This is a genomic window from Azospirillum sp. Marseille-Q6669 (genome assembly GCF_965111635.1).
In genome coordinates, this window is the sequence record NZ_CBCOOP010000003.1 from 1 (window position 1) to 25,901 (window position 25,901).

Below are 25,901 nucleotides of genomic sequence, written 5' to 3' on the forward strand. Positions count from 1 at the left end.
CCACCCCCAGATCGCCGTGCTTCGGCACCCAGCCGAGGGTTTCCCCGATGCGGGTGGCGCCCGCGCCGAGCTGCGGCGGGTTGCCCGCGCCGCGCCGCGCGAACCCGGGGGGCGCCCCCCCCCCCCCCCCCCCGCCCCGGGGGCGGCCGCGCCCCTCGCCCCCCGCGCCCCCGCCCCCGCCCCCCGCCGGCGGCGCGCCCCCGCCGATCCCATCGGGACGGCCGCGCCTCAGAGGGGCGAGCGGGTGATCGACTTGATGGGGCCGCGGGGATTGCCGGACATCTCGGCGATCTTGCGGTCCTGCTCCTCGATGAAGCCGCGGGCCGGCTCGTCGCCGTCCAGGCCGCCGACCAGCGTGCCGGGAACCTTGCGGTTGGAGGTGCGGGCGCCGTCTTCGTACAGAACGTCGAACAGCACGTAGGCGCTGTCCACCGGCTGCTTCTTCTTGGTCTTGGCCATGGGGGGAAACTCCGAACGTCAGGGGGGTGCTTGTAGAGGAAAAGCGCGCAACGGAAAAGGGCACCGGTTTCCCGGTGCCCCCTCCGATGCCGTGCCGTGAGACGTGGCTCAGACGGCCTTCAGGTTCTCCGCCGAGGTCTTGCCGCGCTTCGGATCGCGCTGCTCCTCGTAGGACACCTTCTGGCCTTCGTTCAGGCTGCGCAGACCCGCGCGCTCAACCGCGGAGATGTGGACGAAAACGTCCGCACCACCGTTGTCCGGCTGAATGAAGCCATAACCCTTGGTGCTGTTGAACCACTTGACGGTACCGACGGGCATGATTGCTCTCCGATTAGTATGAAAGGCGCCGCATCGGCCGGTGCGGCGCATCAGACTGTGTCCAGGCATAGCGACGATCTGGGCACCCGAAGGCGTAGCAGGCCGGCAGTCCGAAGCAGAATGACAGGAGGGAAATTGGGACCGCTCCCCTCCTTTGCAAGGCGAAACAAGACGGGCAAATCTGGGTTGCAGACTTCAGCCCTACGCCCTGGCTGCCGCTCGCAGTTCCGCCGCCCTCAATTCTGTTGCCCTCAATTCCGTTGCCCGGGGCTCGGCCGCGCGAAGCTCCGGCGCCTGGAGCGGGCGTGGTGCGTGGTCCAGCGGTTCCAGCAGGGGAATCTCCTCGGCGCTGTCCGGGGTGGCGTGGAGATCGCGGAAGCGTCGGGCGGTGACCAGGACGCGGGACTCCAGGCTGCCGACCGCCCCGTTGTAGCTGCCCACGGCCTTTTCGAGCTGCCCGCCCAACCGCTCCATGTGGCCGCCCAGGTCGTGCAGGCGCTTGTAAAGCTCGGCGCCCAAGGCGCTGATCTCGCGGGCGCTGTCGGTCAGCCGCTCCTGCCGCCAGCCGTAGGCGACGGCGCGCAGCAGCGCGATCAGCGTCGTCGGGGTGGCGAGGATCACCCGGTGGTCGATGCCCGCCTCGATCAGCGCCGGGTCGTGCTCCAGCGCCGCGGAGAAGAAGTTCTCGCCGGGCAGGAACAGCACGACGAATTCCGGCGAATCCGCGAACTGGTCCCAATAGGCCTTGGTGCCGAGCTGCTTCATATGCTCCCGCACATGGCGGGCGTGGCGCGACAACCCGTCGCGGCGGGCGCCGTCGTCGGCGGCCTGCACCCCGTCGAGATAGCCCTCCAGCGGCGTCTTGGCGTCCACCACGATGGTCTTGCCGCCGGGCAGCTTGACCACGAGGTCGGGGCGCAGCCGCCCGCCGGTGGCCTCCACGCTCATCTGCTCCACGAAGTCGCAATGGTCGAGCATCCCGGCCATCTCGCAGACCCGGCGGAGCTGGATCTCGCCCCAGCGCCCGCGGGCCACCGGGCTGCGCAGGGCGCGGACGAGGTTGCCGGTCTCCGCGCGGAGCTGGGCCTGGGTCTCCACCAGCGACAGCACCTGCTGCTTCAGCCCCTCGTAGGCGCCGGCGCGGCTGCGCTCCATCTCCTGGATCTGGCCGTCCATGCGTTCCAGCGACTGGCGGACCGGGGCGACGATGTCGGCGATGGCGGTCTGCCGCTTCTCCAGGTCGCCGCGCGCCTGCTCCTGGAAGGTCGTCAGCGTCTCCTTGGCGAGGTCGAGGAAGCTCTGGTTGTTGGAGCGCAGGGCTTCGGCCGACAGGGCCTTGAAGCTGTCGGACAGGGTGGCCTGCGCGCGCTCCAGGAGAGCCAGCTTCTCCGCCGCCGACGCGCGCTCGCGGGCCAGCGTCGTGGACAGCTCCGCCTGCCGTTCGCGGGCGGCGGACAGCTCGCCGTTCAGCCGGGTGATCTGGTGGTCGCGGGCTTCCACCTCCTCCCGCAGGTCGCCCTCGATTCGCTCGGCGACGTCGAGCCGGGTGACCAGTTCGGCGTGGATGGCGGCGGCCTCCGCCTCGGCGCGTGCGGCGTAGAGGCGCACGATCATGCCGGCGAGGATCGCCCCGAGAAGGGCGCCGGCAAGGCCGCCGAGAGCCACCGACTGTGCGTCGAACGCGAACTGCATGAAATTCCCCGAAGATCGCTGCAAATGCCGAGACCACCGGCGAGACTACAGGAACGAATCAGGAAAGAGAACGGGCAATGAACAAAGAAGAACCCTCTCCGCGGCTCCGTTCCGCCTGCGATGCGGGTCGGTGAAGCGGGCTTGCCCGCCGTCGCCGTCTGCGCCATATCCGACGGATGCCCGACGATCCGTCCTCCCCCTCCGGTTTCCCTCCCGGCCCCCTCAAGGGTCCCCGCGTCCGCACCATTCCGCCCGGCGAGGATCGCGAGCGGCTGACCTGTCCGGACTGCGGCTACATCGCCTACCAGAACCCGCTGATCGTCGTCGGGTCGGTGGCGACGTGGGAGGACCGCATCCTGCTGTGCCGCCGCGCCATCGAACCGCGCAAAGGCTATTGGACGCTGCCCGCCGGCTTCATGGAGGAGCGGGAAAGCACCATGGAGGGCGCTGCCCGCGAGGCGTGGGAGGAGGCGCGGGCCAGGATCGCCATCGACTCGCTGTTGGCCGTCTACGACATCTCGCGCATCAGCCAGGTGCAGCTCATTTTCCGCGCCCGCCTGCTGTCGCCGGACGTGTCCGCCGGGCCGGAGAGCCAGGAGGTCGGGCTGTTCCGCTGGGAGGAGATTCCCTGGGACGATCTGGCCTTCCCGACCGTCCAGTGGGCCTTGCGCGAACACCGGTCGCGGCTGGGCCGCCAGGACTTCGCCCCGGCGATGAACCCCACGCCGGACGTTTTGGCGCAGTGGGAGCGAATGCTCTAGCTCCCGATCACTCCGCCCCGTTATTCCACCGCGGGCGAGGCGGGGAACTTCGCCACCAGCTCCGCCGTGCCCTGCTCGCGCTTGACGGTCAGCGGCAGCCAGGTGCCGGGGGCTTGGCGCTGCACCACCGCCGTCAGGTCGGAGGCTTCGCGGACCGGGGACCCCGCCGCGGCGACCACGAGGTCGCCCGCCGTCAGGCCGGCGGCGGCGGCGACGCTGCCCTCGGTGACGGAGCGCACGCGCACCCCCTCGGTTCCTGGCTCAAGCATCACGCCCAGCCGGGGGCGGGGCGTCTCGGCCGGCGCCTCGCTCTCGCCCAGCCCGTAGACCGCGTCGGCGATCCGCCCGTCCAGCTCGGCGCAGGGGCGATCCTCGTCCCAGGGCAGCAGGACGACGCTGTGCCGGATGCCCAGGTCGGCCAGCTGGTGGGGGACGCCGTCGCGGCCTTCGATGTGCCCTTGGCCCAGGATGGCGACGACGGTGCGGTTGGTCTGGCGGTGGGTCTCGGCGATCCGCTCGGCCATGGCGCGGTCCCAGACGGATTGCGCCTCGACGAATCGCTCGAAGCTGCCGGAGCGCCGCTCGGTCGGGCCGTGGGCGGCCATCACTTGGCGCAGCCGCTCGGTGTAGGAGGCGGGAGGAGGGGCCGGGTCGCCCACGCCTTCCCGTTCGTTGGCGGGAATGGCGGCCCAGCCATCACGCGCGGTGCGGCTGACCAGCCCGCGGTCGACGTTCAGCGCGACCACCGGCAGCCGGTTCATCCGCGCGAAATGCAGGATCGGCAGGTAGAAGCGCGCGTCGTAGCCCCAGACCTTCGGCCAGTTGGTCTCGCGCAGCAGCTCCGCCTCGGTCAGCTGCCCGGCACTCCAGCGGTCGAGGACCGGCTGGACGCTGCGCGGGAACATCTCCATGCCGACCGCCAGATCGGGGTTCAGCGCGTGCAGCGCCGCCAGGCTGTGCAGTTGCCAGCGGTGGTGGTCGGCGTTGTCGTGCCGCTCTCCCAGCAGCACGGCTGGCGAGGCCGCGGCGCGGCGCAGCAAATCGGCGGCGTTCAGCGGGCGGGCGGTGGCGTCGGACCAGCCGCCGGGCGGCACGCAGACATTGGTCTGGGCGGCGGCCTTCGCCGCGGTGACGTCACCCAGGCCGGCCAACAGGCTGCCGGAGAGCAGAAGGACGGCCATCAAACGGGGGAGCACGTCGGCGGTCCTCCTGGAGTCGGTGAAACGGTTGGCCTCAGGCTGAAGGTTGGGCGGTGGGGTGCGCCCGTCAACGGTGCATGGTCTGACCGGCAACGGCCGCGCTGGCGCGGTGCGGCGAAGCGGGGTATCCTCGGACATCATGCCGCACCGTAAAACCGTCATTCTGACCGGCGCGAGCCGGGGCATTGGCCACGCCACCGTGCAGCGCTTCAGCGCCGAGGGCTGGCGGGTCATTTCCTGTTCCCGTGAGGAGGTGCCGGACCATTGCCGGCGCGATCCGAACTGGACCCACCACATCCCGACGGACCTGTCCGATCCGGACAGCCGCGCCCGTTTCCTGGAGGAGGCCAACCGGGCGTTGGACGGCGGGCCGCTGCACGCGTTGATCAACAACGCCGGCATTTCGCCCAAGACGCCGATCAAGGAGCGTCTCGGCTGCCTGAACGGGGCCATCGAAGGATGGCACCGGGTGTTCGAGCTGAACTTCTTCGCTCCGCTGGTGCTGGCCCGCGGCTTCGCGGCGCCGCTGTCGCGGGCGAAGGGAGCGATCGTCAACGTGACCTCCATCGCCGGCCATTCGGTGCACCCCTTCGCGGGGTCGGCCTATTCGACCTCCAAGGCGGCGCTGTCCGGCCTGACCCGTGAGATGGCTGTGGAGTTCGCCGAGATCGGCGTGCGCGTCAACGCCGTGGCGCCGGGCGAGATCGAGACCGCCATGACCGGGCCGGAATATGACGTGCTGATCCCGCGCATTCCGCTGAAGCGCATGGGCACGCCGGAGGATGTGGCGGCGGTGGTCTTCTACCTGTGCGGTCCCGACTCGGGCTACGTTACCGGAACGGAGATGTTCATCACCGGCGGGCAGCACCTGTATTGAGGCGGGTGGTTGCCCGTTGCGAGTGACGGACTGGGATCACAAGATTCACACGGATTTCACCGATCTTTTCACGGATTTCACGGATTTTTTAGATCGCTTGCTCAGCAAGGGCTCCTCGACAAGCCACTACTGGGCGAGCATCAAAGAAAAATCCGTGTAATCCGTGCTCTAAATCCGCGAAATCCGTGAAGTCATTTTGCCCGCAACGGTGTTCAGCCACCTCAGCCGAGGTTGTGCTTCGCCACCACCGCCGCGAAGTCGTCGCCGAAATGCTCACCGACGCGGATGACCGAGACGCCGTGCGGGATTTCCTTCAGGGCCGGGTTGTCCAGGCTCATCGAGGTCAGCAGCGCCATCGGCACATTGTGCGTGACGCTCATCGCACGCAGGCCGCGGATCAGGTCCAGGCCGGACAGGCCGTCCATCACCATCGACGCGATCAGCATGTCCGGCGGGACGCGCACAGCGAGGCTGATCGACTCGATGGGGTCGCTGACCGTCACCGTGCGGAAGCCGCAGGCTGCCAGCTCTCCGCCCACCTTCTTGGCGACGACCTTGGACGGGGTGACCAGCATGATCTCGACGTTGCTGATCTGGATGTCGGTGATCTCGAACTGGTAGCGCACCGGCAGGGCGCGGATGATCCGGTTGGTCTCCGCAACCTGCGGCTGCTCGGCGCGGTCCACCAGCTCGGCGATCCGGTCCACGAAGGTCTGCGCGTCGTTCAACTCGCGCTGTTCCAGCCGTTTCAGGCCGGACAGGTAATCCTCCAGGCGGTGCGCGACGAGGCTGACGGTGGGGTAGCCGAAGCTGGTGCCCATGCCCTTGAAGTTGTGGGCCTCCAGCCGGAGCACGCCGATGACCGCGCTTTCCTCCCGCGTGCCCTTGGACAAGCCTTCCAGAGCGGCGTTCATCACTTCCAGCCGGTCGCGGGCGTCGTCCATGAATTCGACGCGCAGGCGGTCTTCAAGATCGTCGGGCGACAGGTTGGAAGCCATGGGAGAGGGTCCTGACTATGCTTTCGGGTTAGGCAGTATGGCCCCGAAAGTTACACCAGAACCCTAACGCGGAACAAATGTTGGCATGAAAGGCGGCTAAAACGCCGCGCCGATCACAACCGCGACAGGAGATTGTTGAACCAGTTCAGCCGCTCTTCGGCCTGGGCGATGTCGTGCTCCAGCCATTCGGCGAAATGGCCGTCGGTTCCCGCACTCGCCCGCTTCAGGTCGCCCAGCCGGGCCAGCTCCGTCTCGCACAGGGAGGCGAGGTGGTCGATCTGGTCGCGCTGCGACTCGACGTCCAGCAGGTGCAGGAAGCGCAGCTTCAGCGCGATGACCAGCTTGTTCAGCCCGTCCGCCGAAGGCGCGCGCACGTTGGCGCGCATCAGCGTGTCGAATTCCGCCCGTCCGGCCTCGGTCGCGCCGAGCAGGGCGTTGTCCTCCATGCCGGTGCCGTCCAGCGCCTCGATCAGCCCCTCGTAGCGCAGCATCTCCAGCGACGTGCCCATGAGGTCGAGCGACGGGCCGACGATGCGGTCGAGGAAATGGCGGAGCGCGCCGGCCAGTTCGGCGTAACGCTGCGGCCCGTTCTGGATCAGCGTGCCCAGGACGGCGAGGCGCACGGCCTCCTTCGGCATCAGCGAGTTGTCACGATACATGGCGAACCCCTGGGCGGTGGCTGTCGACGTTTACGGACCGAACGTTGCGAAACGTTCTCAGATACGTCTAAAGGTAAGGCGCTCCGGCCCACAAGTCCAGAGCGCCGATGCCATCATCGCCGGGAGATCACCGAATCCCCTCCTCCCTGGAGGAGGGGTGCTGTGGGGCTTACGCCGCCAGACGCAGGTCCAGGCGGCTCCACACGTCGAGCAGGGCGTCGACGAGGCGCGCCATCTCGGCGTCGCTGTGCAGCGGGGTGGGGGTGAAGCGCAGGCGCTCGCCGCCGCGCGGCACGGTCGGGTAGTTGATCGGCTGGACGTAGATGTCGTGGCGTTCCATCAGCTCGTCCGAGGCGCGCTTGCAGCGGTGGGCGTCGCCGACCATCACCGGAACGATGTGGCTGGCCGACGGCATCACCGGCAGGCCGGCCTCGGCCATCAGCCGCTTCAGCGTCGCCGCGCGCTCCTGGTGCCGGTCGCGCTCGCTCTGGCTGGTCTTCAGGTAGCGGATGCTGGCCAGCGCTCCGGCGGCGAGAACCGGCGACAGGGAGGTTGAGAAGATGAAGCCGGCGGCGAAGCTGCGGATGCAGTCGACCAGCGCGGTGGAGCCGGTGATGTAGCCGCCCTGGACGCCGAACGCCTTGCCCAGCGTGCCCTCGATGATGGTCAGCCGGTCCATGGCGCCGTCGCGCTCCGCCACGCCGCCGCCGCGCGGGCCGTACATGCCGACCGCGTGCACCTCGTCCAGATAGGTCATGGCGCCGTGCTTGTCGGCGACGTCGCACAGGTCATGGATCGGGGCGACGTCGCCGTCCATGGAATAGACGCTCTCGAAGGCCACGACCTTCGGGCGGTCCGGGGCGATCTGCGAGAGCAGCTCGTCCAGGTGCCTGGGGTCGTTGTGGCGGAAGATGTGCTTCTCGGCGCCGCTGTTGCGGATGCCGGTGATCATCGAATTGTGGTTCAGCGCGTCGGACAGGATCACGCAGTTGGGCAGCAGCTTGCCCAGCGTCCCCAGCGTCGCGTCGTTGGACACGTAGCCGGAGGTGAACAGCAGAGCCGCCTCCTTCCGGTGGAGGTCGGCCAGCTCGCGCTCCAGCAGCACGTGGTAGATGTTGGTGCCGGAGATGTTGCGCGTGCCGCCCGCACCCGCACCCACCCCGTCGATGGCGTCGTGCATCGCCTTCAGGACGACCGGGTTCTGGCCCATGCCCAGATAGTCGTTGGAGCACCAGACGGTGACCTCCCGCTCCTTCCCGGCGGCGTCGCGGAAGGTGGCTTTCGGAAAGTTCCCCGCTTGCCGTTCGAGGTTGGCGAAGACCCGGTAGCGGCCATCCTGTTTCAGGCTGGCGATCTGGGTGCGGAAAAAGCTCTCGTAATCCATCGCGCGTTCCGTTCGCATTCATCCGAAGGGGCGGGTGCCGTCCGGGCGGTCCAGCCACCGGGCCTAGCACGTTAGGAAGATGGCATGATCGTTGCCGTGTTGCCACCCGGCATTGACCGAGGTCAAAAGGTCTGCCCGGCAAGGAGGCAATTCTCGCCGATCCGCCGCCGCGGGGCCATTCGACCTATGGACGATCGTCCGCGCGGGGCGATTCATGTTCGTCACCCGTCGCGCTGTTGCCGAGGCTGTGAAACACCCTTTCGTCCCTGCATTTCGTTGATGATCGCAAGTGAACGTGAATATTATCAACATATAACGGACAGCAAAGATCAAAGTATATCCTGTCCGATTATGCCGAATACCATTGTCTTATTATTTTACGAACAAGGTCGTATGGACGAAGACAGGGAGTAAGTGAGAGGGTTCGTCAAGCCGTTGATGGGGAGTGTCGTGCGATGAGTGCCGTTCTGACGTTCGACAGCGCGCGTGGCCGGCGAATGTCCGGCCCGGAATTGAGCCATGGTGCCACCGGTCCCGGCGGCAGCAAGGTCATCCCCTTCCGTCCGGCCCCCGCCGCAATGGTCTCCCCGGCGGTCTCCCCGGCGGTCTCCCCGGCGGTCTCCCCGGCGCCGTCTCTGCCGCGGCGTCCCGCGGGGCCGTCCCCGGCCCGCGCCGAGGCGGTGGCCCAGCCGGTGGAGCCCGCGCCGCGGCCGGAGCGTCTGGCGCGGCTGATCTATATGGCGAGCGTGGGCGGCTACATAGCCGTGCGCGAGGACACGCTGGTGCAGTTGGACGGGCGCATGGTCTGGCCGACCGCCGACGCGCTGATCCGCGACGCGGCGGCGGCGGGCGTGCCGGTCTCGTCGCACGTCATCAACACCGCCCGGTCCTGACGCCTCTCATCGAATGAAAAGGGCCGCCCGCGCCGGATGGCGGGGCGGCCCTTTCTCGTCGCGGAACCGGCCGTTACCCGCGCAGGACGGGGATCGCGGCGTCCAGCGCGGTGGTCAGGAGGTCGAACATCAGGTTGATGTCCTCCTCGCCGATGACCAGCGGCGGGCAGACCGCCACGCTGTCGCCCATAGCGCGGATGATCAGGCCGTTCTCCTGGCTCAGCCCGTTCACGACGGCGCCGGCCCGGCCCACCGGATCGAACGGGGTCTTGGTCTCCTTGTCGGCGACCAGTTCGAGGGCGCCGATCAGCCCGACGCCGCGCGCCTCGCCGACCAGCGGATGGTCGGCCAGGGCCTTCAGCCGGCGCTGGAACAGCGGGGCGACGGCGCGGACATGGCCGATCAGGTCCCGCTCCTCGTAGATTTTCAGCGTCTCGATCGCGACCGCCGCCGCCACCGGATGGGCGGAGTAGGTGTAGCCGTGGCCGAAGGTGCCGATCATCTTGCTCTCCTCGACGCAGGCCCGGTAGACCGCGTCCGACACCATCACGGCGGAGATCGGCAGATAGCCGGAGGACAGCTGCTTGGCGCAGGTTATGATGTCCGGCTGCATGCCCATGGTCTGGCTGCCCCAGAAATTGCCGGTGCGCCCGAAGCCGCAGATCACCTCATCGGCGACCAGGAGGATGTCGTACTTCTTCAGGATCGGCTGGATCTTCGCGAAGTAGGTCGCGGGCGGAACGATGACGCCGCCGGCCCCCATCACCGGCTCGGCGAACATGGCGGCGATGGTCTCCGGCCCCTCGGCCAGGATCAGCGCCTCCAGGCTTTCCGCCAGACGGGTCGCGAAGGCCTCCTCGCTCTCGCCCGGCTCGGCGAAGCGGTAGTGGTGCGGGCAGTCGGTGTGCTGAATGCGCGCGATCGGCAGGTCGAAATCGCGGTGGTTGTTCACCAAGCCGGTCAGGCTGGCCGTCGCCACGGTGACGCCGTGATAGGCCTTCACGCGAGACAGGATCTTCTTCTTCTCCGGGCGGCCCAGCGCGTTGTTGTAGTACCAGACCAGCTTGACGGCGGTGTCGTTCGCCTCCGACCCGGAGTTGGCGAAGAACACCTTGGACATCGGCACCGGGGCCAGCTTGATCAGCCGCTCGGCCAGATCGATGCCCGGCTCGTGGCTCTTGTGGCCGAACACATGGTAGGTCGGCAGCTTGCGCATCTGGCGGGTGGCGGCTTCGACAAGACGCTCCTCGCCCCAGCCCAGCGACACGCACCACAGGCTGGCGAGACCCTCGATGTATTCCTTGCCGCTGTCGTCGAAGACTCGCACGCCCTCGCCGCGCTCGATGATCAGCGGGCCCTGGGTCTCGTGCGCGTGCAGGTTGGTGTAGGGGTGGAGGAAATACGCCTTGTCGCGGCTGGCGGCGGAGTTTCCGGCGCCATGATTGTCGGGCCCAGAACTTTCAGTCGCCGCGACGCCCTGTTCGGTCATGATCTCTATCCCTGTGTTCGCTGCCGGAGTCGGTCGTTGCCGATGCTGGTTCGCCGCTGTTGAAAATGTTAAACGGCGCTCCCGATCATAGGCATGGTTGGCCCTCCTGACAAAGCCGGAGAATCGGGGGGTGGGGCGGGCATTCCCATCCTGCATGGCGCCCAGGCCCGTTGCACAAGCTCCGGAGTTTCGGAAGAGAAGGGGAACGATGATCACCTTGTATGGAATGCCGAGCAGCGCGTCGATGGCCCCGCACATCCTGCTGCGCGAGATCGGGCTGTCCTTTGACTTGGTCCTGCTGGACCGCGCCACCGCCGCGCACAAGGCGCCGGACTATCTGCGGCTGAACCCCAACGGACGGGTGCCGACGCTGGTCGACGGCGATCTGGTGCTGTTCGAGGCTGCAGCGATCTGCCTGCATCTGGCCGATTCGCACCCGGCCGCCGGGCTGGCCCCCGCGCCCGGCACGGCGGAGCGCGCGCATTTCTACCAGTGGCTGGTCTTCCTGACCAACACCGTCCAGGCCGACATGCTGGTCTATTTCTACCCGGAGCGTCACGCCGAAGGGGCGGAGGCGCAGGCCTCGGTCAAGGCGATGGCGGAAGCGCGGCTGCTGGAGCGCTTCACGCTGCTGGACCGTCAACTGGGTGATAAGGCGTGGTTCCTGGGCGACCGCTACAGCGCCGTCGATCCCTACCTGTTCATGCTGGCCCGCTGGACCCGCTTCATGGGCTCGCCGGCGCGCCGCCTGCCCAACCTCGGCCCCTACCTCGCCCGCGTGCTGGAGCGGCCCGCGGTCATGGCGGCATTCGAGGCCGAAGGGCTTGGCGCGCCCTATTATTGAAGGGAAAAAGCGATGCCGCTCCGTCTTGAAAACGGAGCGGCATCAGCCGCTCAGCGCGGCACCTGCCAGGGAAGATGCTCGGCCCCGACCAGCCGGTCGGCGTCGGCGGCGGGCATCGGACGGGCGAAATGGTAGCCCTGCCCATAGTCGCAGGCCAGCGCGCGCAGCAGGTTGGCGTCGGCGCTCGTCTCGATGCCCTCGGCGATGACGTCGAAGCCGAGAAGCCGCGCCAGATCCATGATGATGCGGACGATGGCGCGGTTCTCTTCCGACTGGTGCATGGCCATGACGAAGGAGCGGTCCACCTTCAGGCTGTCGATGGGCAGCTTGTGCAGGTAGGACAGCGACGAATAGCCGGTGCCGAAATCGTCGATGGACATCTTGATGCCCAGCCCGCGCAGGGTCTGCAGCAGGCGGATCGACTGCTCGGCCTTTTCCATGACCGCGCTTTCGGTGATCTCCAGCTTGATCCAGGACGGCTCGGCCCCTGTTTCGCGCAGAACGTCGCGCACCAGCGAGACCATGTCGGGGTCGTTCAACTGGCGGGTGGACAGGTTGATGCTCATGAACAGGTTGGCGGAGCCGGGCAGGCGCTGATCCTGCCATGCGGCGATCTGCCGGCACGCCTCGCGCAGCACCCAGGCGCCCAGCGTGACGATCAGGCCGGTGCTCTCGGCGATTGGAATGAAGACGCCGGGGGGGATGTTGCCGCGCTCCGGATGGTTCCAGCGCACCAGAGCCTCGAATCCGGCCAGACCGCCGGTGACCATCTCGACGATTGGCTGGTAGGCGACCCACAGCTCCTCGCCGCGCTCCAGGGCGCGGCGCAGGTCGTGCTCCAGCCGCACCTGCTCGACGACGCGGGCGTGCATGGCCGGGTCGAACCAGGCGTGGCGCCCGCCGCCCTGCTCGCGGGCGCGGCCGGTGGCGATCTCCGCGTCGCGCAGCACGTCCTCGGGCCGGGTGTGGGTGTCGCAGGAGGCGGCAACGCCGATGCTGGCCGACAGGAAAACCGAGGCGCCCGACGCCGTCTTGGCGGAGCGGACCAGCGACGCGATGGTGGCCAGCCGCTCTTCCACCGCCAGCGGGTCCTGCGTGCCGCCGATCAGCAGCGCGAAGGCGTGGTCGCTGATGCGGGCGATCAGGTCCACCGAACCGGCCCGCACGCTCAGCCGCGTGGCGACATCGGTCAGGATCTCGTTGGCGAAGCTCTGGCCCAGGCTGGTGCGCACGTCGACGAAGCGGTCGAAATCCACGATGACCAGCGTGAAGGGTTCCCCCATGCCGTGGAAATCGGCCATGTGCTTGACCAGCAGGAGCCGGTTCGCCAGCCCGGTCACCGGGTCGTAGTAGGCCAGCCGGAAGAGGTCGTCCTGGGTGCGCCGCCGCTCCGTCATGTTCTGCATGATGACGAAATAGCCGGCGATGGAGCCGTCCGGGCCGCGGTAGGGCGCGTGCACCCGCGTCACGTAGTCGTTGCCGCCGCCGGATCGGGGAAGCCAGCCCTCCACCTGCACCGTCTCGCCGTCCAGCGCGCGCTCAACCGCGGCGCTGTTGTTGCGCTGGGTTTCCGGCCCGAGGATGTCGCCCACCGTGGTCCCGATGAGGGAGTCCAGCTTGCGGCCCATATAGTCCAGATACGCCTGGTTGGCGTAGAGGTGCCGCCGCTGCGTGTCGAGCAGGCCGACCATCGCCGGTATGACGTCGAGAAGCTGCCGCAGGGTGTCGAGCGCCGGAGCCCCGGAAGCGGTGCCGGACAGGGCTGCGGCAAGGGAGGCGAGGTGAGGGTCCGGCTTCATGGGCGGGAATGGTCGAGACACCGTTGGGAAAACCACGATCAACACTTACGCGAAAGAATGCCTGCCCGTCAAAACCAAAGCCGCCGAAGACGGTGGAAAGCATCGCCCCACTATAGTTGCCCGACGACAGAACCGACCTTCATACTCGGGTATTCATGCAAATCACGGTTGATGTTTCGATTGGCGGTGATTGATTTTGCGGCATCGGTGGCGGGCGGGGCCGGAGGCGGCGTGCCGATCCGTGCCGGACCACGGCAGGTTGCCGGGGCTGCGAAAGGCCGCGAATGGTCGAATCCTAGGCCGGCGATCGGACCGGCGGCGCGCGCAGATGCGTCATGCCAGCGTTCCCTATTCTGACCATCGTCAGAGAGGGCCATGCCGGGCTATAATTTCGACCAATGCGCGAGAAGAGGTGGTGCACAACGATCGCCCACCCGCGCGAGCGAGGGAGAATCGCCATGGCACTCAAGGATCTGCTGGTGGTCGTCGACGACACCGCCGCCGCTGCGGCGCGAATCGATGCCGCCGCCCAACTGGCCGCGCGCACCGACAGCCACATCACCGGCCTCTACCCCATCGTTCCGCTGACCCTGCCGGGCTATGTCGAGGCGGAGCTGCCGGACGAGGTGCGCGCCATGCAGCGCGGCTACACCGAGAACCAGACCGCCAGGGCGGAGGCTCTCTTCACCGACGCGGTGCGCCGCAACGGCCTGACCGACCGCTCGGAATGGCGGATCCTCTATGGCCACCCGACGGACAGCGCGGCGCTGCATGGGCGCTACGCCGACGTGGTGGTGATCGGGCAGGCCGACCCGCACCGCGACCGTGATCGCCCGATCGCTCTGCCGCAGGATCTGGTGTTCGAATGCGGGCGTCCGCTGCTGGTCGTGCCCTACGCCGGCTCTTTCCCTCACATCGGGGAGCGCGTGCTGGTGGCCTGGAACGGCAGCCGTGAAGCGGCCCGCGCGGTGGCCGACGCGATGCCCATCCTGACCGCCGCCAAGCGCGTGGTGGTGATGGCCGTCAACCCCAAGGCCGGTCCTGCCGGCATCGGCGACGAGCCGGGCGCCGACATCGCCAAGCATCTGTCGCGCCACGGCTGCCGTGTGGAGGCCACCCACATCGTGACCGACCAGATCGATCCGGGCGACACGCTGCTGAACACCGTCGCCGACGAATCCTGCGATCTTCTGGTCATGGGCGCCTATGGCCGCTCGCGGCTGCGCGAACAGGTGCTGGGGGGCATGACCCGCTACATGCTGGAGCACATGACGGTTCCGGTCCTGATGAGCCATTGAGGCCATTCGGCCATACGGCCGTCCGGGAATAGTCCGGCAGGGCCGCCTGTTCATCCCAGTGAGGCGGCGCCGGGCTTCGGCCGACGGACTTCGGTCGAGGGGCGCCGCCGGACCTGCGAAGGAAGGCCGGCATGAGCGCGCTGATCCCCACGTTCCTCCACCGCATGCGTCCTCCGGGCGTGGCCGCGGTGTTCCGTCCGGCGGCCCGCATGGCGGTGCTGGGCATCGCCGGTGCGCTGGCGCTGGCCGTTCTTCCCACGGCGGCGGACGCGCATGGCCCGCGTGACCGCGGCTCCTGGTATGGCGGTTCTCCCTATGGCGGTCCTTCGGTGATCGTGCCGCCGCCGGGAAGCCGGGTGATCGTCGTGCCGGGCTACCGCCCGCCGCCGCCCATCGTGGTCGCCCCGGCCCCCTATTGGGGACCGCCGCCCCGTCACCACCACCACCGCGCCTGGCGCAACGATTGGGGGCCCCGTCCCTATCCGGGGCCGAGCGTGCAGTTCTATGGCGGCTGGTCGTCGGGCCGGGGCTGGTGACGGGCCGGTCCGCTTCGAGGCTTCCTGTCTAAAAAGACCTGTCTGAAAGGAGTGGGTGTCGCAGGAACGGCACCGCAATGACGTATTCTCGCATGGACAACGGCCCGCTGCCCGCCCATGCTCGCGGCGGTGGCGCCCGGTTCGGGGCGCCGCGCTGTGCGTGCATGAGGGTGCGATGTCCTTCCTTGATAAAGAAACGAAACACAGCCGATCGATGAAGCGTGGTCTGGCTGTGGCGATGCTGGGTCTGACGGTCCTGTCGCTCGGCGCCTGTGCCGGCCAGAGCCAGAACCGCTACAGTTACCGGGATGTCGGCCAAGCGACCTCGGTCGAGTTCGGCACCGTGATGGCGACCCGTCCGGTGGACATCCAGGGGCAGAACACGGGGGCCGGCGGGCTGGTCGGCGGCGCTGCCGGCGGGTTGGCGATGTCCAACGTCGGCAAGGGCTCCGGCAACGTGGCGGCGATCCTGGGCGGTGCGCTGGTGGGCGCCGTGGCCGGCGCCGTGGCCGAACAGGCGATTTCGGACCGCACCGGGATCGAATATGTGGTGACGCTCGCCACCGGCCGCACGATCACCATCGTGCAGGAGCAGGCAACCAACGAGCCGATCTTCGGTCCTGGCCAGCGCGTGATGGTGCAGACGAACGGCACCTACCAGCGTGTCCTGTCCGCCGATCATCTGCCGACCGAGACGAACCGCCCCAAGGGCATCAAAGTGGTGGATTGAGGCGCTCTGGCCGTGGGTTGGCGCCCCGGCACAGGACGTCCTCCTGCCTGTTGATCCGAGGGGACGAGGGAGCGGCGTGCAGGAGGATGATCCGATGATGGGCGGAACAGTCGGAAGGGCGGAGTGCCTCCGGGCGTTCCAACGGGGTGGAGCCGTCGCGTCGGTGGTTCTTGTAGCGGCCTGCACCGGGCTTAGCCCGCCGCCGCAGGCCGCCCCCGAACCCGGCGCGGTGAGCGCCCTGGATCGGCTCAGCCCGAACCGCTGCAACGGGGCCGTCGCCTCCTCCCTCGCCGGGGTGCGGATACCGGTGTCCGACGTCCGCTATCTTGCCTACGGCCTGTATCGCAACATACCGGGGGACATCGTCGGCTACGATGCCTGGGTGGGCTTGAACAGCCAACCTGGAGCCGTGGTGGTGCAACTCGATGAATATTGCGCGCCGCGCCAGATCTACGCGCGTGAGGGTGCCCGGCTTCCCGACGTCCGATAACGCGTCGGTTCCTCCCATCCTGTGCCCACAGGTGCCATCCCGACAAAAAAACTGCCGCTAACCCAGTGGGCTAGCGGCGAGTTGAACAGGGAGGCTTCACGTCTGGGAGACGCTGGGTCCGAGGACCCAACCCCGGAAGCGGGCTTCCGGGACGAAACGCCGGATGCTGCGGCGCAACATCCAACGCCCAAGATTTGACCATTCTGCCCAAAGGATTCCATCCCCAAATATCCAATTCGGCCATGCGAGAACCGCATAGCTTGTAAGGGCTTGAAGAGACGTGAGAAATTGGCGTGCGGATGCGTATGGTGCTGAAGGGCAGGTGGCCTCGCACGGGAAACGGCAACCGGATTGCAAAGATGCGAGACGGGTTTCGGTACAATCCGTACAAAAAGAAAGGCGCCCGGCATGGCTCACCGGGCGCCTTTGCATCAATAACAGGCAAACATGGTGTCTGCTCAAAGGCTGGGCTGGGTCAGAAGGCCGACTCCGCCACCTTCTTCACCAGGAAGTCGCGGAACACCGCGATGCGCTTGGAATGGCGCAGTTCCTCGGCATAGACGAAGTAGGCGTCGACCTTCGGGCCGTCCACATCGGGCAGGACGCGCGTCAACTCCTTGCTGCCGTCCACCAGGAAGTCGGGCAGGGCGGCGATGCCCAGGCCGCTCTCCACGGCGCGGTACATGGCGTAGATGCTGTTGACCTGCAGGATCGGCTTGCGCGCGCCCGGCGCCGGATCGCCAACCTCGTTGATCCAGTTGACGTTGGCGATGGGCGCGCGGACGTCCGGCGGATAGGCGACGATGTCGTGACCGTCCAAGTCGGCGGGGATCTTCGGGGCGCCGCGCTTCTTCAGATAGTCCTGATGGGCGTAGAGATGGAAATGCACCGACATCAGGTGACGCTGGATCAGGTCGGGCTGGCGCGGCGTGTTCATGCGGATGGCGATGTCCGCCTCGCGCATCGCCAGATCCAGCTCGTTGTCGTCGATCAGCAGGGTGAGCTGGATGTCCGGGTAGATCGACAGGAACTCGTTGACGCGCGGGGTCAGCCAGGTCGAGCCGAAGGCCACCGTGGTGGTCACGCGCAGCGGACCCTTCGGATGCTCCCGGCTTTCGGTCAGCATCGCTTCGGTCATCGACAGCTTGGCGAAGACGTCGCGGGCGGTGCGGTGCAGAAGCTCGCCCTGCTCGGTCAGGATCAGGCCGCGCGCGTGCCGGTGAAACAGCGGCACGCCGAGGCTCTCCTCCAGCGCGCTGATCTGGCGGCTGACCGCCGACTGGCTGAGGTTCAGCGTCTCGCCGGCGTGCGTGAAACTTCCAGCCTCGGCCACGGCGTGGAAGACCCGAAGCTTGTCCCAGTCCATCATGCCTGTCTTGCTGCCCGCGCCCTGGCGGGGAGCCTCCCGTTCATTCTTGAAGACGGCGCATAGCCGCCATGCTCATTTATACCGGGAACGCGCGGCGAACGCACCCCCAACCAAAGGCCCACCGCACGAAAAAGAGCCAAGCTTGGTAAGAATTTTCCGTTGTGCTGCGAAGAGCGCACATTTGTTTATCCCGCATTGTGGGATTTTTGCCGTTCCCGCAACCGAAGGACGACTTCGCTGCGCTGGATTTGCTCGGACGATAATCGAGACCCGGCGCAGGATTGGGAGACTCGGGCCGGCAACCCCTGGGAAGGCACCTCCCTCTTGTTGCTGCGGGGCTTCTACCCTTGCGCCGTTGCGCCGGGCGTCGGATGGGCCGCAAATCGGGTGTGACGCGGATTTGGGAAGGAGGGGTTCCGAATGCCCGATCAGCATCAGCCGGCGCTCACCCGCGATCAGGTGATCGACATCTGCGGGCGCCTGGACGATATGCGCATCGCCAGCATCATCGGCACGGGCGCGACGCCCGCCGAATTGATGGAGGCCACCAGCTGGACCGGCGCCGACGATTACATGGGGGAGGCGACGCGGCATCCCCCCTCGGGCCGGGTCGCCCGGCTCCTGGAGCTTCTCAAGGCGGACGAGCCGGACTGGGAAGACCGCTGACCCGGCTGCATCTGATCCGGTTGCGGCCGATCCGGTTGGGGTTCAGTCGGCCGCTTCGAGCGCGCGCGGCGGTTCCTTGGCCCGCGCGCGGGCGCGGTGGCCGCTGATCTCCGCGCCGGCGTCGGGCGGCAGCCGCAGGAAGAACAGGGCCGATACGCAGGCCATCCCTCCGACCGTCAGGAAGGCCGGCACGAAGTCGGTGGGTGTCAGCGCGGCACCGGGGCCGCTGGTGACGCTCTGCGTCAGGTGCAGCACCGTCGCCCCGACCGCAACGCCCAGGCTGAGCGAGACCTGCTGCATCACGCTGGCCAGCGTGTTGGCGCGGCTCAGGCACTCCTTGGGCACCTCGGCGTAGGCCAGGCTGTTCAGGCCGGTGAACTGCAGCGAGCGGAAGAAGCCGCCCATCAGCAGCGCGCCCAGGATAACCCAGTGCGCCGTCTCGGGCCGGAAGGCGGCGTAGCTCGCCAGGATCAGGCCGCTGAGCAGCGCGTTGGCGGTCAGCACCTGGCGGAAGCCCAGCCGGCGCAGGATGGGGCCGGCCAGCGCCTTCATGGTCAGCGCCCCGGCGGCCCCGGCGAAGGTCAGCGCTCCGGACTCGAAGGGCGTGCGCCCGAAGCCGACCTGCAGCATCAGCGGCATCAGGAAGGGCACGGCGCCGATGCCGATGCGGAACAGCGTGCCGCCCATGACCGAGGCGAAGTAGGTCGGCAGGCGCAGCAGCGAGGGGTCGAGCACCGGCCGTTCCATCCCTCGGGCATGGCGCAGGTAGAGCCACGCGGCGGCGAAGCCCAACCCCAGCACCCCGGCGACCGCGACCGGCGGCAGCACGCCGCGGCCGACATTCTCCAGCCCGAACATCAGCGCGGCCAGGGCCAGCGCGCTCAGCATGAAGCCGCGGCCGTCGAAGGGGTCGCGCTCGGTCTCCCGCACGTTGGGGATCAGGGTCAGCACCAGCGCGATCCCGATCAGCCCGATCGGCACGTTGATGTAGAAGATCCAGCGCCAGGAGGCGTAGGTGGCGATGAAGCCGCCGACCAGCGGCCCCAGCGCCGGGCCGATCAACGCCGGCAGGGTCATCTGGGCCATGGCGGCGACCAGCTTCTCCTTGGGCACGGTCTTCAGCAGGATCAGCCGCCCGACCGGCACCATCATCGCCCCGCCCAGCCCCTGGACGATGCGCGCGCCCACCAGCTCGTACAGCCCGTCCGCCTGGCCGCAGAGGATCGAGCCGACGGTGAACACCCCAATGGCCGCCGCGAAGATCGTCCGCGTGCCGTAGCGGTCGGCCATCCAGCCGCTGACCGGCAGGAACACCGCCAGCGCCAGCATGTAGGAGGTCATGGCGAGGCTGAGGCGCAGCGGGTCCTCGCCCATCGACCGTGCGATCTCCGGCAGCGCCGTGGCGATCACCGTCGCGTCCAGATTCTCCATGAACAGGGCGCAGGCGATGATGAAGGGAATGTAGCGGGTGGCGCGGGGCATGGCGGAAGGCATGGCGGGGGATGGGGCGGTGGGACGGGGAGGCAATTTTCCCAATCTGGACTTCCCCGTCCGGAAACCACCGCTATGGCGCGAACCCTGGCATGCGCGGCCCCTCACCGCCCCTTGAAGACCGGCTTGCGTTTCTCCAGGAACGCCCGGTAGCCCTCGCGGAAATCCTCCGTGCCGAAGCAGTGGTAGCATTCGGCGATCTCCGCCTCCGACAGCGGGGCGGGGTCGGACAGGCGGCGGACGAACTGCTTGTGCAGACGGGCGGCCAGCGGGGCGCCCCCGGCGATGCGTTCGCAGGTCGCAGCGATCTCGGCCTCGAAGGCTTCGTCGGCCACGAGGCGGTGGACCAGCCGCTTGTCCTTGGCCTCGTCCGCGCCGAAGACGCGGCCCTCCAGCAGGATTTCCAGCGCCGCCGGGCCGCCCGCGATGTCGTGGAGCAGCTTCAGCTCCGGCAGCGCCATGGAGATGCCGAGCCGGCTGACCGGCACGCCGAAGCGGCTCCCCGCTGTGCAGACCCGCAGGTCGCAGGCCAGCGCGACGGCCAGCCCGATGCCGCAGCACGCCCCCTGGATGGCCGCCAGCGTCGGGTGCGGCAGGTCGCGCAGCAGGGTCAGCCCCTCGTCCATCAGCACGCCGTAGTCGGCGCCCTGTTCGGGGCTGTTGCGCTCCGTCTCGAACTCGGAGATGTCGGCGCCGGGGCTGAAGGCGCGTCCGCCGGCCCCGCGCAGCACCACCGCGCGCACCGTGTCGTCCGCGCCGAGCTGGCGCAGCAGCGGGATCAGCGCGAGCCACATCGGCTTGTCGAAGGCGTTCAGCTTGTCGGGGTTGCTGAGCGTCAGCGTGGCGACGACGCCGTCGCGCGTCAGGGTCACGGTGCCGGCCATGGCGTGTCGGACTCCCCATCCATTCGGTTGCGTATGGGGCAGACCACAAACACCCGCGCCCCCGATCCGTCAAGGACTTCGCAAAGCCTGCTTCCACTCTGGACCGCGGGGCTGCGGGTCCCCATAGTTCGTAGCCGGGACTTCACCGGACGGAGATGACGCCGCGATGCGAACGGGATTGGCGCGAACGGGATTGGCCGCTTTCACCCTGGCCGCCGCTCTGGCCGCCGCCCCCATGGGCTCGCCCGCCTTCGCAGCGAAGGACGAGCTGGTGATCGGCATGACCCAGTTCCCGTCCAACTGGCACCCCTCCATGGAAGCGATGATGGCGAAGAGCTACGTCCTGTCCATGGTGCGCCGGCCCTTCACCGCCTACGATCCCGACTGGCGTCTGACCTGCCTGCTCTGCACCGAGCTGCCGGCGCTGGACAAGGGCACCGCGGAGGTCGAGACGCGGGCCGACGGCAAGAAGGGCATCAAGGTCACCTACACCATCAACCCCAAGGCGACCTGGGGCGACGGCACGCCGGTGACGACCGAGGACGTGCTGTTCACCTGGACGGTGGGCAAGCACCCGCAGAGCGGCTACAGCAACTTCGACCTGTTCGCCCGCGACATCGTGGCGATCGACGCCAAGGACGAGCGCACCTTCACCATCCATCGCGACAAGGCGGTGTGCAGCTACGCCGAGATCAACGACTTCGAGATCCTGCCCGCCCATCTGGAGCGCGCGGTGTTCGAGGCCGACCCGGCGACCTACCGAAACCGCTCGAAATACGAGACCGACACGACGAATCCCGGCCTGTGGTTCGGCCCCTACCGCATCGCCCAGGTCGAGCCGGGCAGCCATGTGGTGCTGGAGCCCAACCCGACCTGGTGGGGGGCGAAGCCGGCCTTCAAGCGGGTGATCGTGAAGTCCATCGAGAACACCGCCGCCCTGGAGGCCAACCTGCTTGCCGGGCAGGTCGACATGGTGCCGGGGGAGACCGGCCTGCCGCTCGACCAGGTGCTCGCCTTCGAGAAGCGGCACGGCAGCCGCTACAACGTCTTCTACAAGCCGGGCCTGTTCTTCGAGCATGTCGAGCTGAATCTCGACAACCCGGCTCTGGCCGATGTGCGGGTGCGCCGGGCGCTGCTCCACGCCATCGACCGCGAGGCGATCTCCAAGCAGCTCTACGACGGGCGCCAGCCGGTCGCCCACAACGAGATCAGCCCGCTCGACCGCGTGCACGCGCCGGGCTACCCGACCTATGCCTTCGACCCGGCGCTGGCCGGTCGGCTGCTGGACGAGGCGGGCTGGAGCGAGCGGCGCGCCGGGGTGCGCCACAACGCCAAGGGGGAGCGGCTGGCGCTGGAGATCATGACGACCGCCGGCAACCGCTCCCGCGAGGTGCTGCAGCAGGTGCTCCAGGCGCAATGGCGGCAGGCCGGGGTGGAGGTGCGCATCGTCAACGAGCCGGCCCGCGTCCTGTTCGGCGACACGCTGGAGAAGCGCCGCTTCAAGTCGATGGCGCTGTTCGCCTGGATCAGCGCGCCGGAGAACATCCCGCGCACCATCCTGCATTCCAGCATGATCCCGACGGAGGCCAACAACTGGGCGGGCCAGAACTACACCGGCTACCGGAACCCGGAGATGGACAAGGTCCTGGAAGACCTGGAGCATGTCTGCGAGCCCGACGCCAACCGCGCGCTGTGGGCGAAGCTTCAGACGCTCTACGCGCAGGACCTGCCGAACCTGCCGCTGTTCTTCCGCGCCGATCCGTTCATCCTGCCGCCCTGGCTGGAGGGCGTGGTGCCGACCGGGCATCTGGATTCCAGCACGCTGTGGATCGAGACGTGGAAGGCGAAGGAGTGAGGGTGTCGCGGGTGGTTGCCCCCACCCTCCCACGCTTGCGCGTGGGTCCCTCCCTCCCCCGCTTCGCGGGAGAGGGAAAGTTGGCCCCCTCTCCCGCGAAGCGGGGGAGGGCTGGGGAGGGGGAACCATGACCCGCTTCCTCGCCTCCCGCCTGCTCCAGGCGCTGGTCGTCCTGCTGCTGATGAGCTTCGTCATCACGGTGCTGATGACGCTGATGCCGGGCGATCCGGTGGACATGATGCTGGCCGGCAACCCGCGCGCCACGCCCGCCGATGCGGCGCGGCTGAAGGCGCTCTACGGCCTCGACAAGCCCCTGCTGGACCGTTACGGACACTGGCTCCAGGCGGCGCTGATGGGGGATTTCGGCTTCTCGCGGCTCTACGCGCAGCCGGTTCTGACGATTCTCCTCCCGCGGCTGGGCAACACGCTGCTGCTGCTCGGGGCGGCGATGGCGCTGACCCTGGCGGTGGCTCTGCCGCTCGGCGTCTACGCGGCGCGGCGGCCCTACGGCTGGGCGGACAACGCCATCAACCTGTTCTGCTTCGCCGGCATCTCCGTCCCGGCCTTCTGGCTGGCGCTGCTGCTGATCCTGCTCTTCGCGGTGGAACTGCAATGGCTGCCCGCCTCCGGGCTCGGCCCGGTGGGGGGAGAGGGCTGGTGGGAGCGGCTGCCCTACCTCGTGCTGCCGGTGGCCTCGCTGACGCTGGCGAGCATCGGCGGCTACACGCGCTACGTCCGCGCCGCGATGATGGGGGAGCTTCGCCAGGATTACGTCCGCACCGCCCGCGCCAAGGGGCTGGGGGAGGGGCGGGTGGTCTGGCGCCACGCGCTGCGCAACGCGACCATCCCCATCGTGACCATCGTGGCGCTGGAGTTCGGCGCCCTCTTCTCCGGCGCGCTGGTGACCGAGACGATGTTCGCCTGGCCGGGCATGGGCAAGCTGATCTACGACAGCATCATGGGCAACGACCTGAACGTGGCGCTGGTGGCGCTGCTGTTCGCCACGCTGACGACGCTGGCCGGCAACCTGCTGGCCGACGCCGCCTACGCCGGACTGGACCCGCGCATCTCCTTCAAGGGGGACGGGGCGTGAGGGCGGGGCGTTTCCTGCGGCGCTTCGCCCGCCACCGGCTGGCCGTGGTCAGCGCCCTGCTGCTGCTCGTCCTGGCCGTCGCGGCGGCCGCCGCACCCTGGGTGGAACATTGGTTGGGGGTGGAGTCGACGGGCATCAGCCTGCTCGACCGCTTCGGCCCGCCCTCGGCCCTGCACCCGCTGGGCACGGACGAACTGGGGCGCGACGTTCTGGTGCGGCTGCTCTACGGCGGGCGGGTGTCGCTGTTCGTGGGCGTGGCGGCGGCGCTGGCCTCCGCCGTCATCGGCACGGGGATCGGGCTGCTGGCCGGCTATTTCGGCGGGCGGCTCGACGATCTGCTGATGCGGGTCACCGACGGGCTGATCGCCTTGCCGCTGCTGCCGCTGCTGATCGTGCTGGGCGCCATCGACCTGACGCGGCTGGGCATCCCGCCGGAGGTGGCGGGGGCGGAGGATGCCAGCCTGCTGCGCATCGTCGTTCTGGTGGCGCTGTTCGGCTGGACGACGGTGGCGCGGCTGGTGCGCGGGGCCACCCTGTCGGCGCGGCGGCGCGACTATGTGCGGGCGGCGGTGGCGATGGGGGCGGGCAGCCGCCGCATCATGCTGGCCCACATCCTGCCGAACGTCGCCGCCCCCGCCGTGGTGGCGACGACGCTGACGGTCGGCAACGTGATCCTGCTGGAGTCGGTGCTGAGCTTCCTCGGGCTGGGCATCCAGCCGCCGCTGCCCTCCTGGGGCAACATGCTGACCAACGCGCAGGAATTGGTGGGAACGGCGCCCCTGCTGGCGGTGTGGCCGGGGCTGTTGATCTTCCTGACGGTGATTGCCGTCAACCTGCTGGGCGACGGGCTGCAGGACGCGCTGGACCCGCGGGTGGTGGGGAAGCGGTAGTCATTGGTGCCCCCACCCTAACCCTCCCCGCTGGGCGGGGAGGAGACAATCGCAGAAGGCTCAAGCTCCCTCCCCGCCCGGGGGAGGGCTGGGGTGGGGGAAATACGCAACCGGCCCCTCACTTCTCCCTTTGAAACTTCGCCGCCCCAGCCGCCATCGGGATCAACCGCACCGCATAAGGCGACGTCTGCATCTGCGCCACCGCCTGGGCCGGACCCGGAACCCGCTCGCGGTAGCCGACGACCACATCGCCGCCCGCCGCCCGCGCGCTGACGATGGACACGCCGTAGCCGCCGGTGTCGCGCGGGCCGAGGAAGACCGCCGCGGCCATGCGGTCGCCGGGCAGGGGCCCCGGCGCGGCCTCGCCGACGCGGGCCCAGAGATCGTTCCATTCCTGCGGGTTGCGGGCGACCACATAAGCGCGCTCGTAAGCTTGGCTGCGATCGCCCTGCCAATAGGTGCCGGGATCGGCGTCGGCGGGGAGCAGGGCCTGCGTCTCCGTCCCGTCCGGGGCGGTCTGGCAGGCGCCGAGAAGGGGAAGCGTCACGGCGAGGGCAAGCAAGCCGGCGGTCGGGCGGTTCATGCAGCGGCTCACTCCGGCACCGCCATGCCGCGCTTGACCGCCGGGCGTTCGGCGACCGCGTCGTGCCAGCGCTTCAGGTTGGGGTAGCGGTCCAGCACGTTGCCTTCCGCCTTGGCGGCCACTGCCACGAAGGGGAAGCAGGCGATGTCGGCGATGGAGTAGGTGGCGCCGGCCAGATAGTCCGACCCGCCCAGACGCTCCTCCATCGCGGCGTGAATGCGCTGCAGTTCGCCTTTGAAATAGTCGATGGCGTAGGGGATCTTCTCCGGCGCCATGACCGCGAAGCGGAACTTGCTCAAGCCCGAGGGGCCGAGGTCGCTGACGCCCAGCATCAGCCAGCTCATCGCCTCCGCCCGCTCGTCCTCGTCCTCGGGCAGCAGGCGGCCGGTGCGCTCCGCATAGTGCAGCAGGATGGCCCCCGACCCGAACAGGCGGCGCTTCCTGCCGCCGGGCAGATCCTCGACGACGGCGGGGATCTTGCCGATCGGGCTGACCGCCAGATAGTCGGGCTGACGGCCTTCGCCGGCCACGAGGTCGACCTTGTGGACCTTGTAGGTGAGACCCAGCTCTTCCAGCAGGATCGAAGCCTTTTGCCCGTTCGGCGAGGCGAAGGTGTAGAGCGTGATCATCGGTGCCCGTCCCTG

The 25,901-nt window shown here is 68.5% G+C and carries 27 protein-coding genes; 13 read left to right on the top strand and 14 right to left on the bottom strand.

Annotation, left to right across the window (positions count from 1 at the left end; all coding sequences use genetic code 11):
• Positions 1-228: 228 nt before the first annotated feature.
• The 3 genes from ACWPXE_RS17365 to rmuC form a co-directional block, all read right to left on the bottom strand.
• Positions 229-459 carry a hypothetical protein gene (locus ACWPXE_RS17365; RefSeq protein WP_145674796.1) on the bottom strand — a complete coding sequence of 77 codons (231 nt, stop codon included), beginning with the start codon at positions 457-459 and terminating at the stop codon, positions 229-231.
• Positions 460-567: 108 nt separating this feature from the next.
• A complete protein-coding gene (locus ACWPXE_RS17370; protein ID WP_014239340.1) occupies positions 568-777 on the bottom strand; it encodes a cold-shock protein in 210 nt (69 codons plus the stop codon).
• Positions 778-978: 201 nt separating this feature from the next.
• On the bottom strand, positions 979-2,469 hold the full coding sequence (gene rmuC / locus ACWPXE_RS17375) for a DNA recombination protein RmuC (RefSeq protein WP_454018788.1): 1,491 nt from the start codon (positions 2,467-2,469) through the stop codon (positions 979-981).
• A gap of 176 nt (positions 2,470-2,645) precedes the next feature.
• Between rmuC and ACWPXE_RS17380 the strand changes: the two genes are divergently transcribed.
• Positions 2,646-3,230: an NUDIX domain-containing protein gene (locus ACWPXE_RS17380; protein WP_454018789.1), complete on the top strand. Its 585-nt coding sequence runs from the start codon at positions 2,646-2,648 to the stop codon at positions 3,228-3,230.
• Between the two features lie 20 nt (positions 3,231-3,250).
• Here ACWPXE_RS17380 and ACWPXE_RS17385 read toward each other — a convergent pair whose 3' ends face one another.
• Positions 3,251-4,426: a ChaN family lipoprotein gene (locus ACWPXE_RS17385; RefSeq protein ID WP_454018790.1), complete on the bottom strand. Its 1,176-nt coding sequence runs from the start codon at positions 4,424-4,426 to the stop codon at positions 3,251-3,253.
• A 142-nt stretch (positions 4,427-4,568) separates the two neighbouring features.
• On the opposite strand from ACWPXE_RS17385, the gene ACWPXE_RS17390 reads away from it, so the two are divergent.
• Entirely contained in the window at positions 4,569-5,306 is a 738-nt protein-coding gene (locus ACWPXE_RS17390) for an SDR family NAD(P)-dependent oxidoreductase (protein WP_059399062.1), read from the top strand.
• Positions 5,307-5,527: 221 nt separating this feature from the next.
• On the opposite strand, the gene ACWPXE_RS17395 is transcribed toward ACWPXE_RS17390, so the two are convergent.
• The 3 genes from ACWPXE_RS17395 to hemA all read right to left on the bottom strand — a co-directional run bounded on the left by ACWPXE_RS17395 (position 5,528) and on the right by hemA (position 8,347).
• Entirely contained in the window at positions 5,528-6,304 is a 777-nt protein-coding gene (locus ACWPXE_RS17395) for an Hpt domain-containing protein (RefSeq protein ID WP_149164192.1), read from the bottom strand.
• Between the two features lie 113 nt (positions 6,305-6,417).
• Positions 6,418-6,963, bottom strand: coding sequence for a hypothetical protein (locus ACWPXE_RS17400; RefSeq protein ID WP_149164193.1), 546 nt, complete (start codon positions 6,961-6,963; stop codon positions 6,418-6,420).
• A 169-nt stretch (positions 6,964-7,132) separates the two neighbouring features.
• A complete protein-coding gene (gene hemA / locus ACWPXE_RS17405) occupies positions 7,133-8,347 on the bottom strand; it encodes a 5-aminolevulinate synthase (protein WP_454018791.1) in 1,215 nt (404 codons plus the stop codon).
• A gap of 84 nt (positions 8,348-8,431) precedes the next feature.
• Between hemA and ACWPXE_RS17410 the strand changes: the two genes are divergently transcribed.
• Positions 8,432-8,761, top strand: a complete 330-nt coding sequence (locus tag ACWPXE_RS17410) for a hypothetical protein (protein WP_454018792.1) — start codon at positions 8,432-8,434, stop codon at positions 8,759-8,761.
• 41 nt (positions 8,762-8,802) lie between these two features.
• Positions 8,803-9,240 carry a hypothetical protein gene (locus ACWPXE_RS17415; RefSeq protein WP_454018793.1) on the top strand — a complete coding sequence of 146 codons (438 nt, stop codon included), beginning with the start codon at positions 8,803-8,805 and terminating at the stop codon, positions 9,238-9,240.
• A gap of 73 nt (positions 9,241-9,313) precedes the next feature.
• Here ACWPXE_RS17415 and ACWPXE_RS17420 read toward each other — a convergent pair whose 3' ends face one another.
• Complete coding sequence (locus ACWPXE_RS17420; protein ID WP_454018794.1) at positions 9,314-10,729, bottom strand: aspartate aminotransferase family protein; 1,416 nt, start codon at positions 10,727-10,729, stop codon at positions 9,314-9,316.
• A 208-nt stretch (positions 10,730-10,937) separates the two neighbouring features.
• On the opposite strand from ACWPXE_RS17420, the gene ACWPXE_RS17425 reads away from it, so the two are divergent.
• The gene (locus ACWPXE_RS17425) at positions 10,938-11,573 is read left to right on the top strand and encodes a glutathione S-transferase family protein (RefSeq protein WP_454018795.1); all 636 of its coding nucleotides are present in this window, start codon (positions 10,938-10,940) and stop codon (positions 11,571-11,573) included.
• 50 nt (positions 11,574-11,623) lie between these two features.
• Here the strand turns inward: ACWPXE_RS17425 and ACWPXE_RS17430 are convergent, their stop codons facing one another.
• Complete coding sequence (locus ACWPXE_RS17430) at positions 11,624-13,372, bottom strand: putative bifunctional diguanylate cyclase/phosphodiesterase (protein ID WP_454018796.1); 1,749 nt, start codon at positions 13,370-13,372, stop codon at positions 11,624-11,626.
• 458 nt (positions 13,373-13,830) lie between these two features.
• Here ACWPXE_RS17430 and ACWPXE_RS17435 point away from each other — a divergent pair, with 458 nt between their 5' ends.
• From ACWPXE_RS17435 to ACWPXE_RS17450, 4 genes are all read left to right on the top strand, one after another.
• On the top strand, positions 13,831-14,670 hold the full coding sequence (locus ACWPXE_RS17435; RefSeq protein ID WP_454018797.1) for a universal stress protein: 840 nt from the start codon (positions 13,831-13,833) through the stop codon (positions 14,668-14,670).
• 131 nt (positions 14,671-14,801) lie between these two features.
• The gene (locus tag ACWPXE_RS17440; protein ID WP_454018798.1) at positions 14,802-15,206 is read left to right on the top strand and encodes a hypothetical protein; all 405 of its coding nucleotides are present in this window, start codon (positions 14,802-14,804) and stop codon (positions 15,204-15,206) included.
• Between the two features lie 214 nt (positions 15,207-15,420).
• Entirely contained in the window at positions 15,421-15,936 is a 516-nt protein-coding gene (locus ACWPXE_RS17445) for a hypothetical protein (RefSeq protein ID WP_454018799.1), read from the top strand.
• A gap of 163 nt (positions 15,937-16,099) precedes the next feature.
• Positions 16,100-16,426, top strand: coding sequence for a hypothetical protein (locus ACWPXE_RS17450; protein ID WP_454018800.1), 327 nt, complete (start codon positions 16,100-16,102; stop codon positions 16,424-16,426).
• 475 nt (positions 16,427-16,901) lie between these two features.
• Here ACWPXE_RS17450 and ACWPXE_RS17455 read toward each other — a convergent pair whose 3' ends face one another.
• Entirely contained in the window at positions 16,902-17,792 is an 891-nt protein-coding gene (locus ACWPXE_RS17455; RefSeq protein WP_145625596.1) for a LysR family transcriptional regulator, read from the bottom strand.
• Between the two features lie 423 nt (positions 17,793-18,215).
• Between ACWPXE_RS17455 and ACWPXE_RS17460 the strand changes: the two genes are divergently transcribed.
• On the top strand, positions 18,216-18,461 hold the full coding sequence (locus ACWPXE_RS17460; protein WP_014239362.1) for a hypothetical protein: 246 nt from the start codon (positions 18,216-18,218) through the stop codon (positions 18,459-18,461).
• Positions 18,462-18,503: 42 nt separating this feature from the next.
• Here the strand turns inward: ACWPXE_RS17460 and ACWPXE_RS17465 are convergent, their stop codons facing one another.
• Together ACWPXE_RS17465 and ACWPXE_RS17470 are read right to left on the bottom strand one after the other, a co-directional pair.
• Positions 18,504-20,144, bottom strand: a complete 1,641-nt coding sequence (locus tag ACWPXE_RS17465) for a DHA2 family efflux MFS transporter permease subunit (RefSeq protein ID WP_454018801.1) — start codon at positions 20,142-20,144, stop codon at positions 18,504-18,506.
• The gene (locus ACWPXE_RS17470) at positions 20,057-20,836 is read right to left on the bottom strand and encodes an enoyl-CoA hydratase-related protein (protein WP_454018802.1); all 780 of its coding nucleotides are present in this window, start codon (positions 20,834-20,836) and stop codon (positions 20,057-20,059) included. Before ACWPXE_RS17470 ends, ACWPXE_RS17465 begins: the two co-directional genes overlap by 88 nt.
• 193 nt (positions 20,837-21,029) lie before the next feature.
• On the opposite strand from ACWPXE_RS17470, the gene ACWPXE_RS17475 reads away from it, so the two are divergent.
• The 3 genes from ACWPXE_RS17475 to ACWPXE_RS17485 all read left to right on the top strand — a co-directional run bounded on the left by ACWPXE_RS17475 (position 21,030) and on the right by ACWPXE_RS17485 (position 24,674).
• A complete protein-coding gene (locus ACWPXE_RS17475) occupies positions 21,030-22,691 on the top strand; it encodes a peptide ABC transporter substrate-binding protein (RefSeq protein ID WP_454018803.1) in 1,662 nt (553 codons plus the stop codon).
• Positions 22,692-22,818: 127 nt separating this feature from the next.
• Positions 22,819-23,784: an ABC transporter permease gene (locus ACWPXE_RS17480; RefSeq protein WP_454018804.1), complete on the top strand. Its 966-nt coding sequence runs from the start codon at positions 22,819-22,821 to the stop codon at positions 23,782-23,784.
• Positions 23,781-24,674: an ABC transporter permease gene (locus ACWPXE_RS17485; protein ID WP_454018805.1), complete on the top strand. Its 894-nt coding sequence runs from the start codon at positions 23,781-23,783 to the stop codon at positions 24,672-24,674. The genes ACWPXE_RS17480 and ACWPXE_RS17485 overlap by 4 nt, the downstream gene beginning before the upstream one ends.
• A 118-nt stretch (positions 24,675-24,792) precedes the next feature.
• On the opposite strand, the gene ACWPXE_RS17490 is transcribed toward ACWPXE_RS17485, so the two are convergent.
• Positions 24,793-25,257: a protease complex subunit PrcB family protein gene (locus tag ACWPXE_RS17490; protein WP_454018806.1), complete on the bottom strand. Its 465-nt coding sequence runs from the start codon at positions 25,255-25,257 to the stop codon at positions 24,793-24,795.
• Between the two features lie 8 nt (positions 25,258-25,265).
• Positions 25,266-25,886 carry a glutathione S-transferase family protein gene (locus tag ACWPXE_RS17495; protein WP_454018807.1) on the bottom strand — a complete coding sequence of 207 codons (621 nt, stop codon included), beginning with the start codon at positions 25,884-25,886 and terminating at the stop codon, positions 25,266-25,268.
• Positions 25,887-25,901: the final 15 nt, after the last annotated feature.

Bases quoted from the DNA above. Each gene is read 5' to 3' on its own strand.
- ACWPXE_RS17365 (WP_145674796.1), bottom strand. From the start codon at position 459: ATGGCCAAGACCAAGAAGAAGCAGCCGGTGGACAGCGCCTACGTGCTG.
- ACWPXE_RS17370 (WP_014239340.1), bottom strand. From the start codon at position 777: ATGCCCGTCGGTACCGTCAAGTGGTTCAACAGCACCAAGGGTTATGGC.
- rmuC (WP_454018788.1), bottom strand. From the start codon at position 2,469: ATGCAGTTCGCGTTCGACGCACAGTCGGTGGCTCTCGGCGGCCTTGCC.
- ACWPXE_RS17380 (WP_454018789.1), top strand. From the start codon at position 2,646: ATGCCCGACGATCCGTCCTCCCCCTCCGGTTTCCCTCCCGGCCCCCTC.
- ACWPXE_RS17390 (WP_059399062.1), top strand. From the start codon at position 4,569: ATGCCGCACCGTAAAACCGTCATTCTGACCGGCGCGAGCCGGGGCATT.
- ACWPXE_RS17395 (WP_149164192.1), bottom strand. From the start codon at position 6,304: ATGGCTTCCAACCTGTCGCCCGACGATCTTGAAGACCGCCTGCGCGTC.
- ACWPXE_RS17400 (WP_149164193.1), bottom strand. From the start codon at position 6,963: ATGTATCGTGACAACTCGCTGATGCCGAAGGAGGCCGTGCGCCTCGCC.
- hemA (WP_454018791.1), bottom strand. From the start codon at position 8,347: ATGGATTACGAGAGCTTTTTCCGCACCCAGATCGCCAGCCTGAAACAG.
- ACWPXE_RS17410 (WP_454018792.1), top strand. From the start codon at position 8,432: ATGATCGTTGCCGTGTTGCCACCCGGCATTGACCGAGGTCAAAAGGTC.
- ACWPXE_RS17415 (WP_454018793.1), top strand. From the start codon at position 8,803: ATGAGTGCCGTTCTGACGTTCGACAGCGCGCGTGGCCGGCGAATGTCC.
- ACWPXE_RS17420 (WP_454018794.1), bottom strand. From the start codon at position 10,729: ATGACCGAACAGGGCGTCGCGGCGACTGAAAGTTCTGGGCCCGACAAT.
- ACWPXE_RS17425 (WP_454018795.1), top strand. From the start codon at position 10,938: ATGATCACCTTGTATGGAATGCCGAGCAGCGCGTCGATGGCCCCGCAC.
- ACWPXE_RS17430 (WP_454018796.1), bottom strand. From the start codon at position 13,372: ATGAAGCCGGACCCTCACCTCGCCTCCCTTGCCGCAGCCCTGTCCGGC.
- ACWPXE_RS17435 (WP_454018797.1), top strand. From the start codon at position 13,831: ATGGCACTCAAGGATCTGCTGGTGGTCGTCGACGACACCGCCGCCGCT.
- ACWPXE_RS17440 (WP_454018798.1), top strand. From the start codon at position 14,802: ATGAGCGCGCTGATCCCCACGTTCCTCCACCGCATGCGTCCTCCGGGC.
- ACWPXE_RS17445 (WP_454018799.1), top strand. From the start codon at position 15,421: ATGAAGCGTGGTCTGGCTGTGGCGATGCTGGGTCTGACGGTCCTGTCG.
- ACWPXE_RS17455 (WP_145625596.1), bottom strand. From the start codon at position 17,792: ATGGACTGGGACAAGCTTCGGGTCTTCCACGCCGTGGCCGAGGCTGGA.
- ACWPXE_RS17460 (WP_014239362.1), top strand. From the start codon at position 18,216: ATGCCCGATCAGCATCAGCCGGCGCTCACCCGCGATCAGGTGATCGAC.
- ACWPXE_RS17465 (WP_454018801.1), bottom strand. From the start codon at position 20,144: ATGCTACCACTGCTTCGGCACGGAGGATTTCCGCGAGGGCTACCGGGC.
- ACWPXE_RS17470 (WP_454018802.1), bottom strand. From the start codon at position 20,836: ATGGCCGGCACCGTGACCCTGACGCGCGACGGCGTCGTCGCCACGCTG.
- ACWPXE_RS17480 (WP_454018804.1), top strand. From the start codon at position 22,819: ATGACCCGCTTCCTCGCCTCCCGCCTGCTCCAGGCGCTGGTCGTCCTG.
- ACWPXE_RS17490 (WP_454018806.1), bottom strand. From the start codon at position 25,257: ATGAACCGCCCGACCGCCGGCTTGCTTGCCCTCGCCGTGACGCTTCCC.
- ACWPXE_RS17495 (WP_454018807.1), bottom strand. From the start codon at position 25,886: ATGATCACGCTCTACACCTTCGCCTCGCCGAACGGGCAAAAGGCTTCG.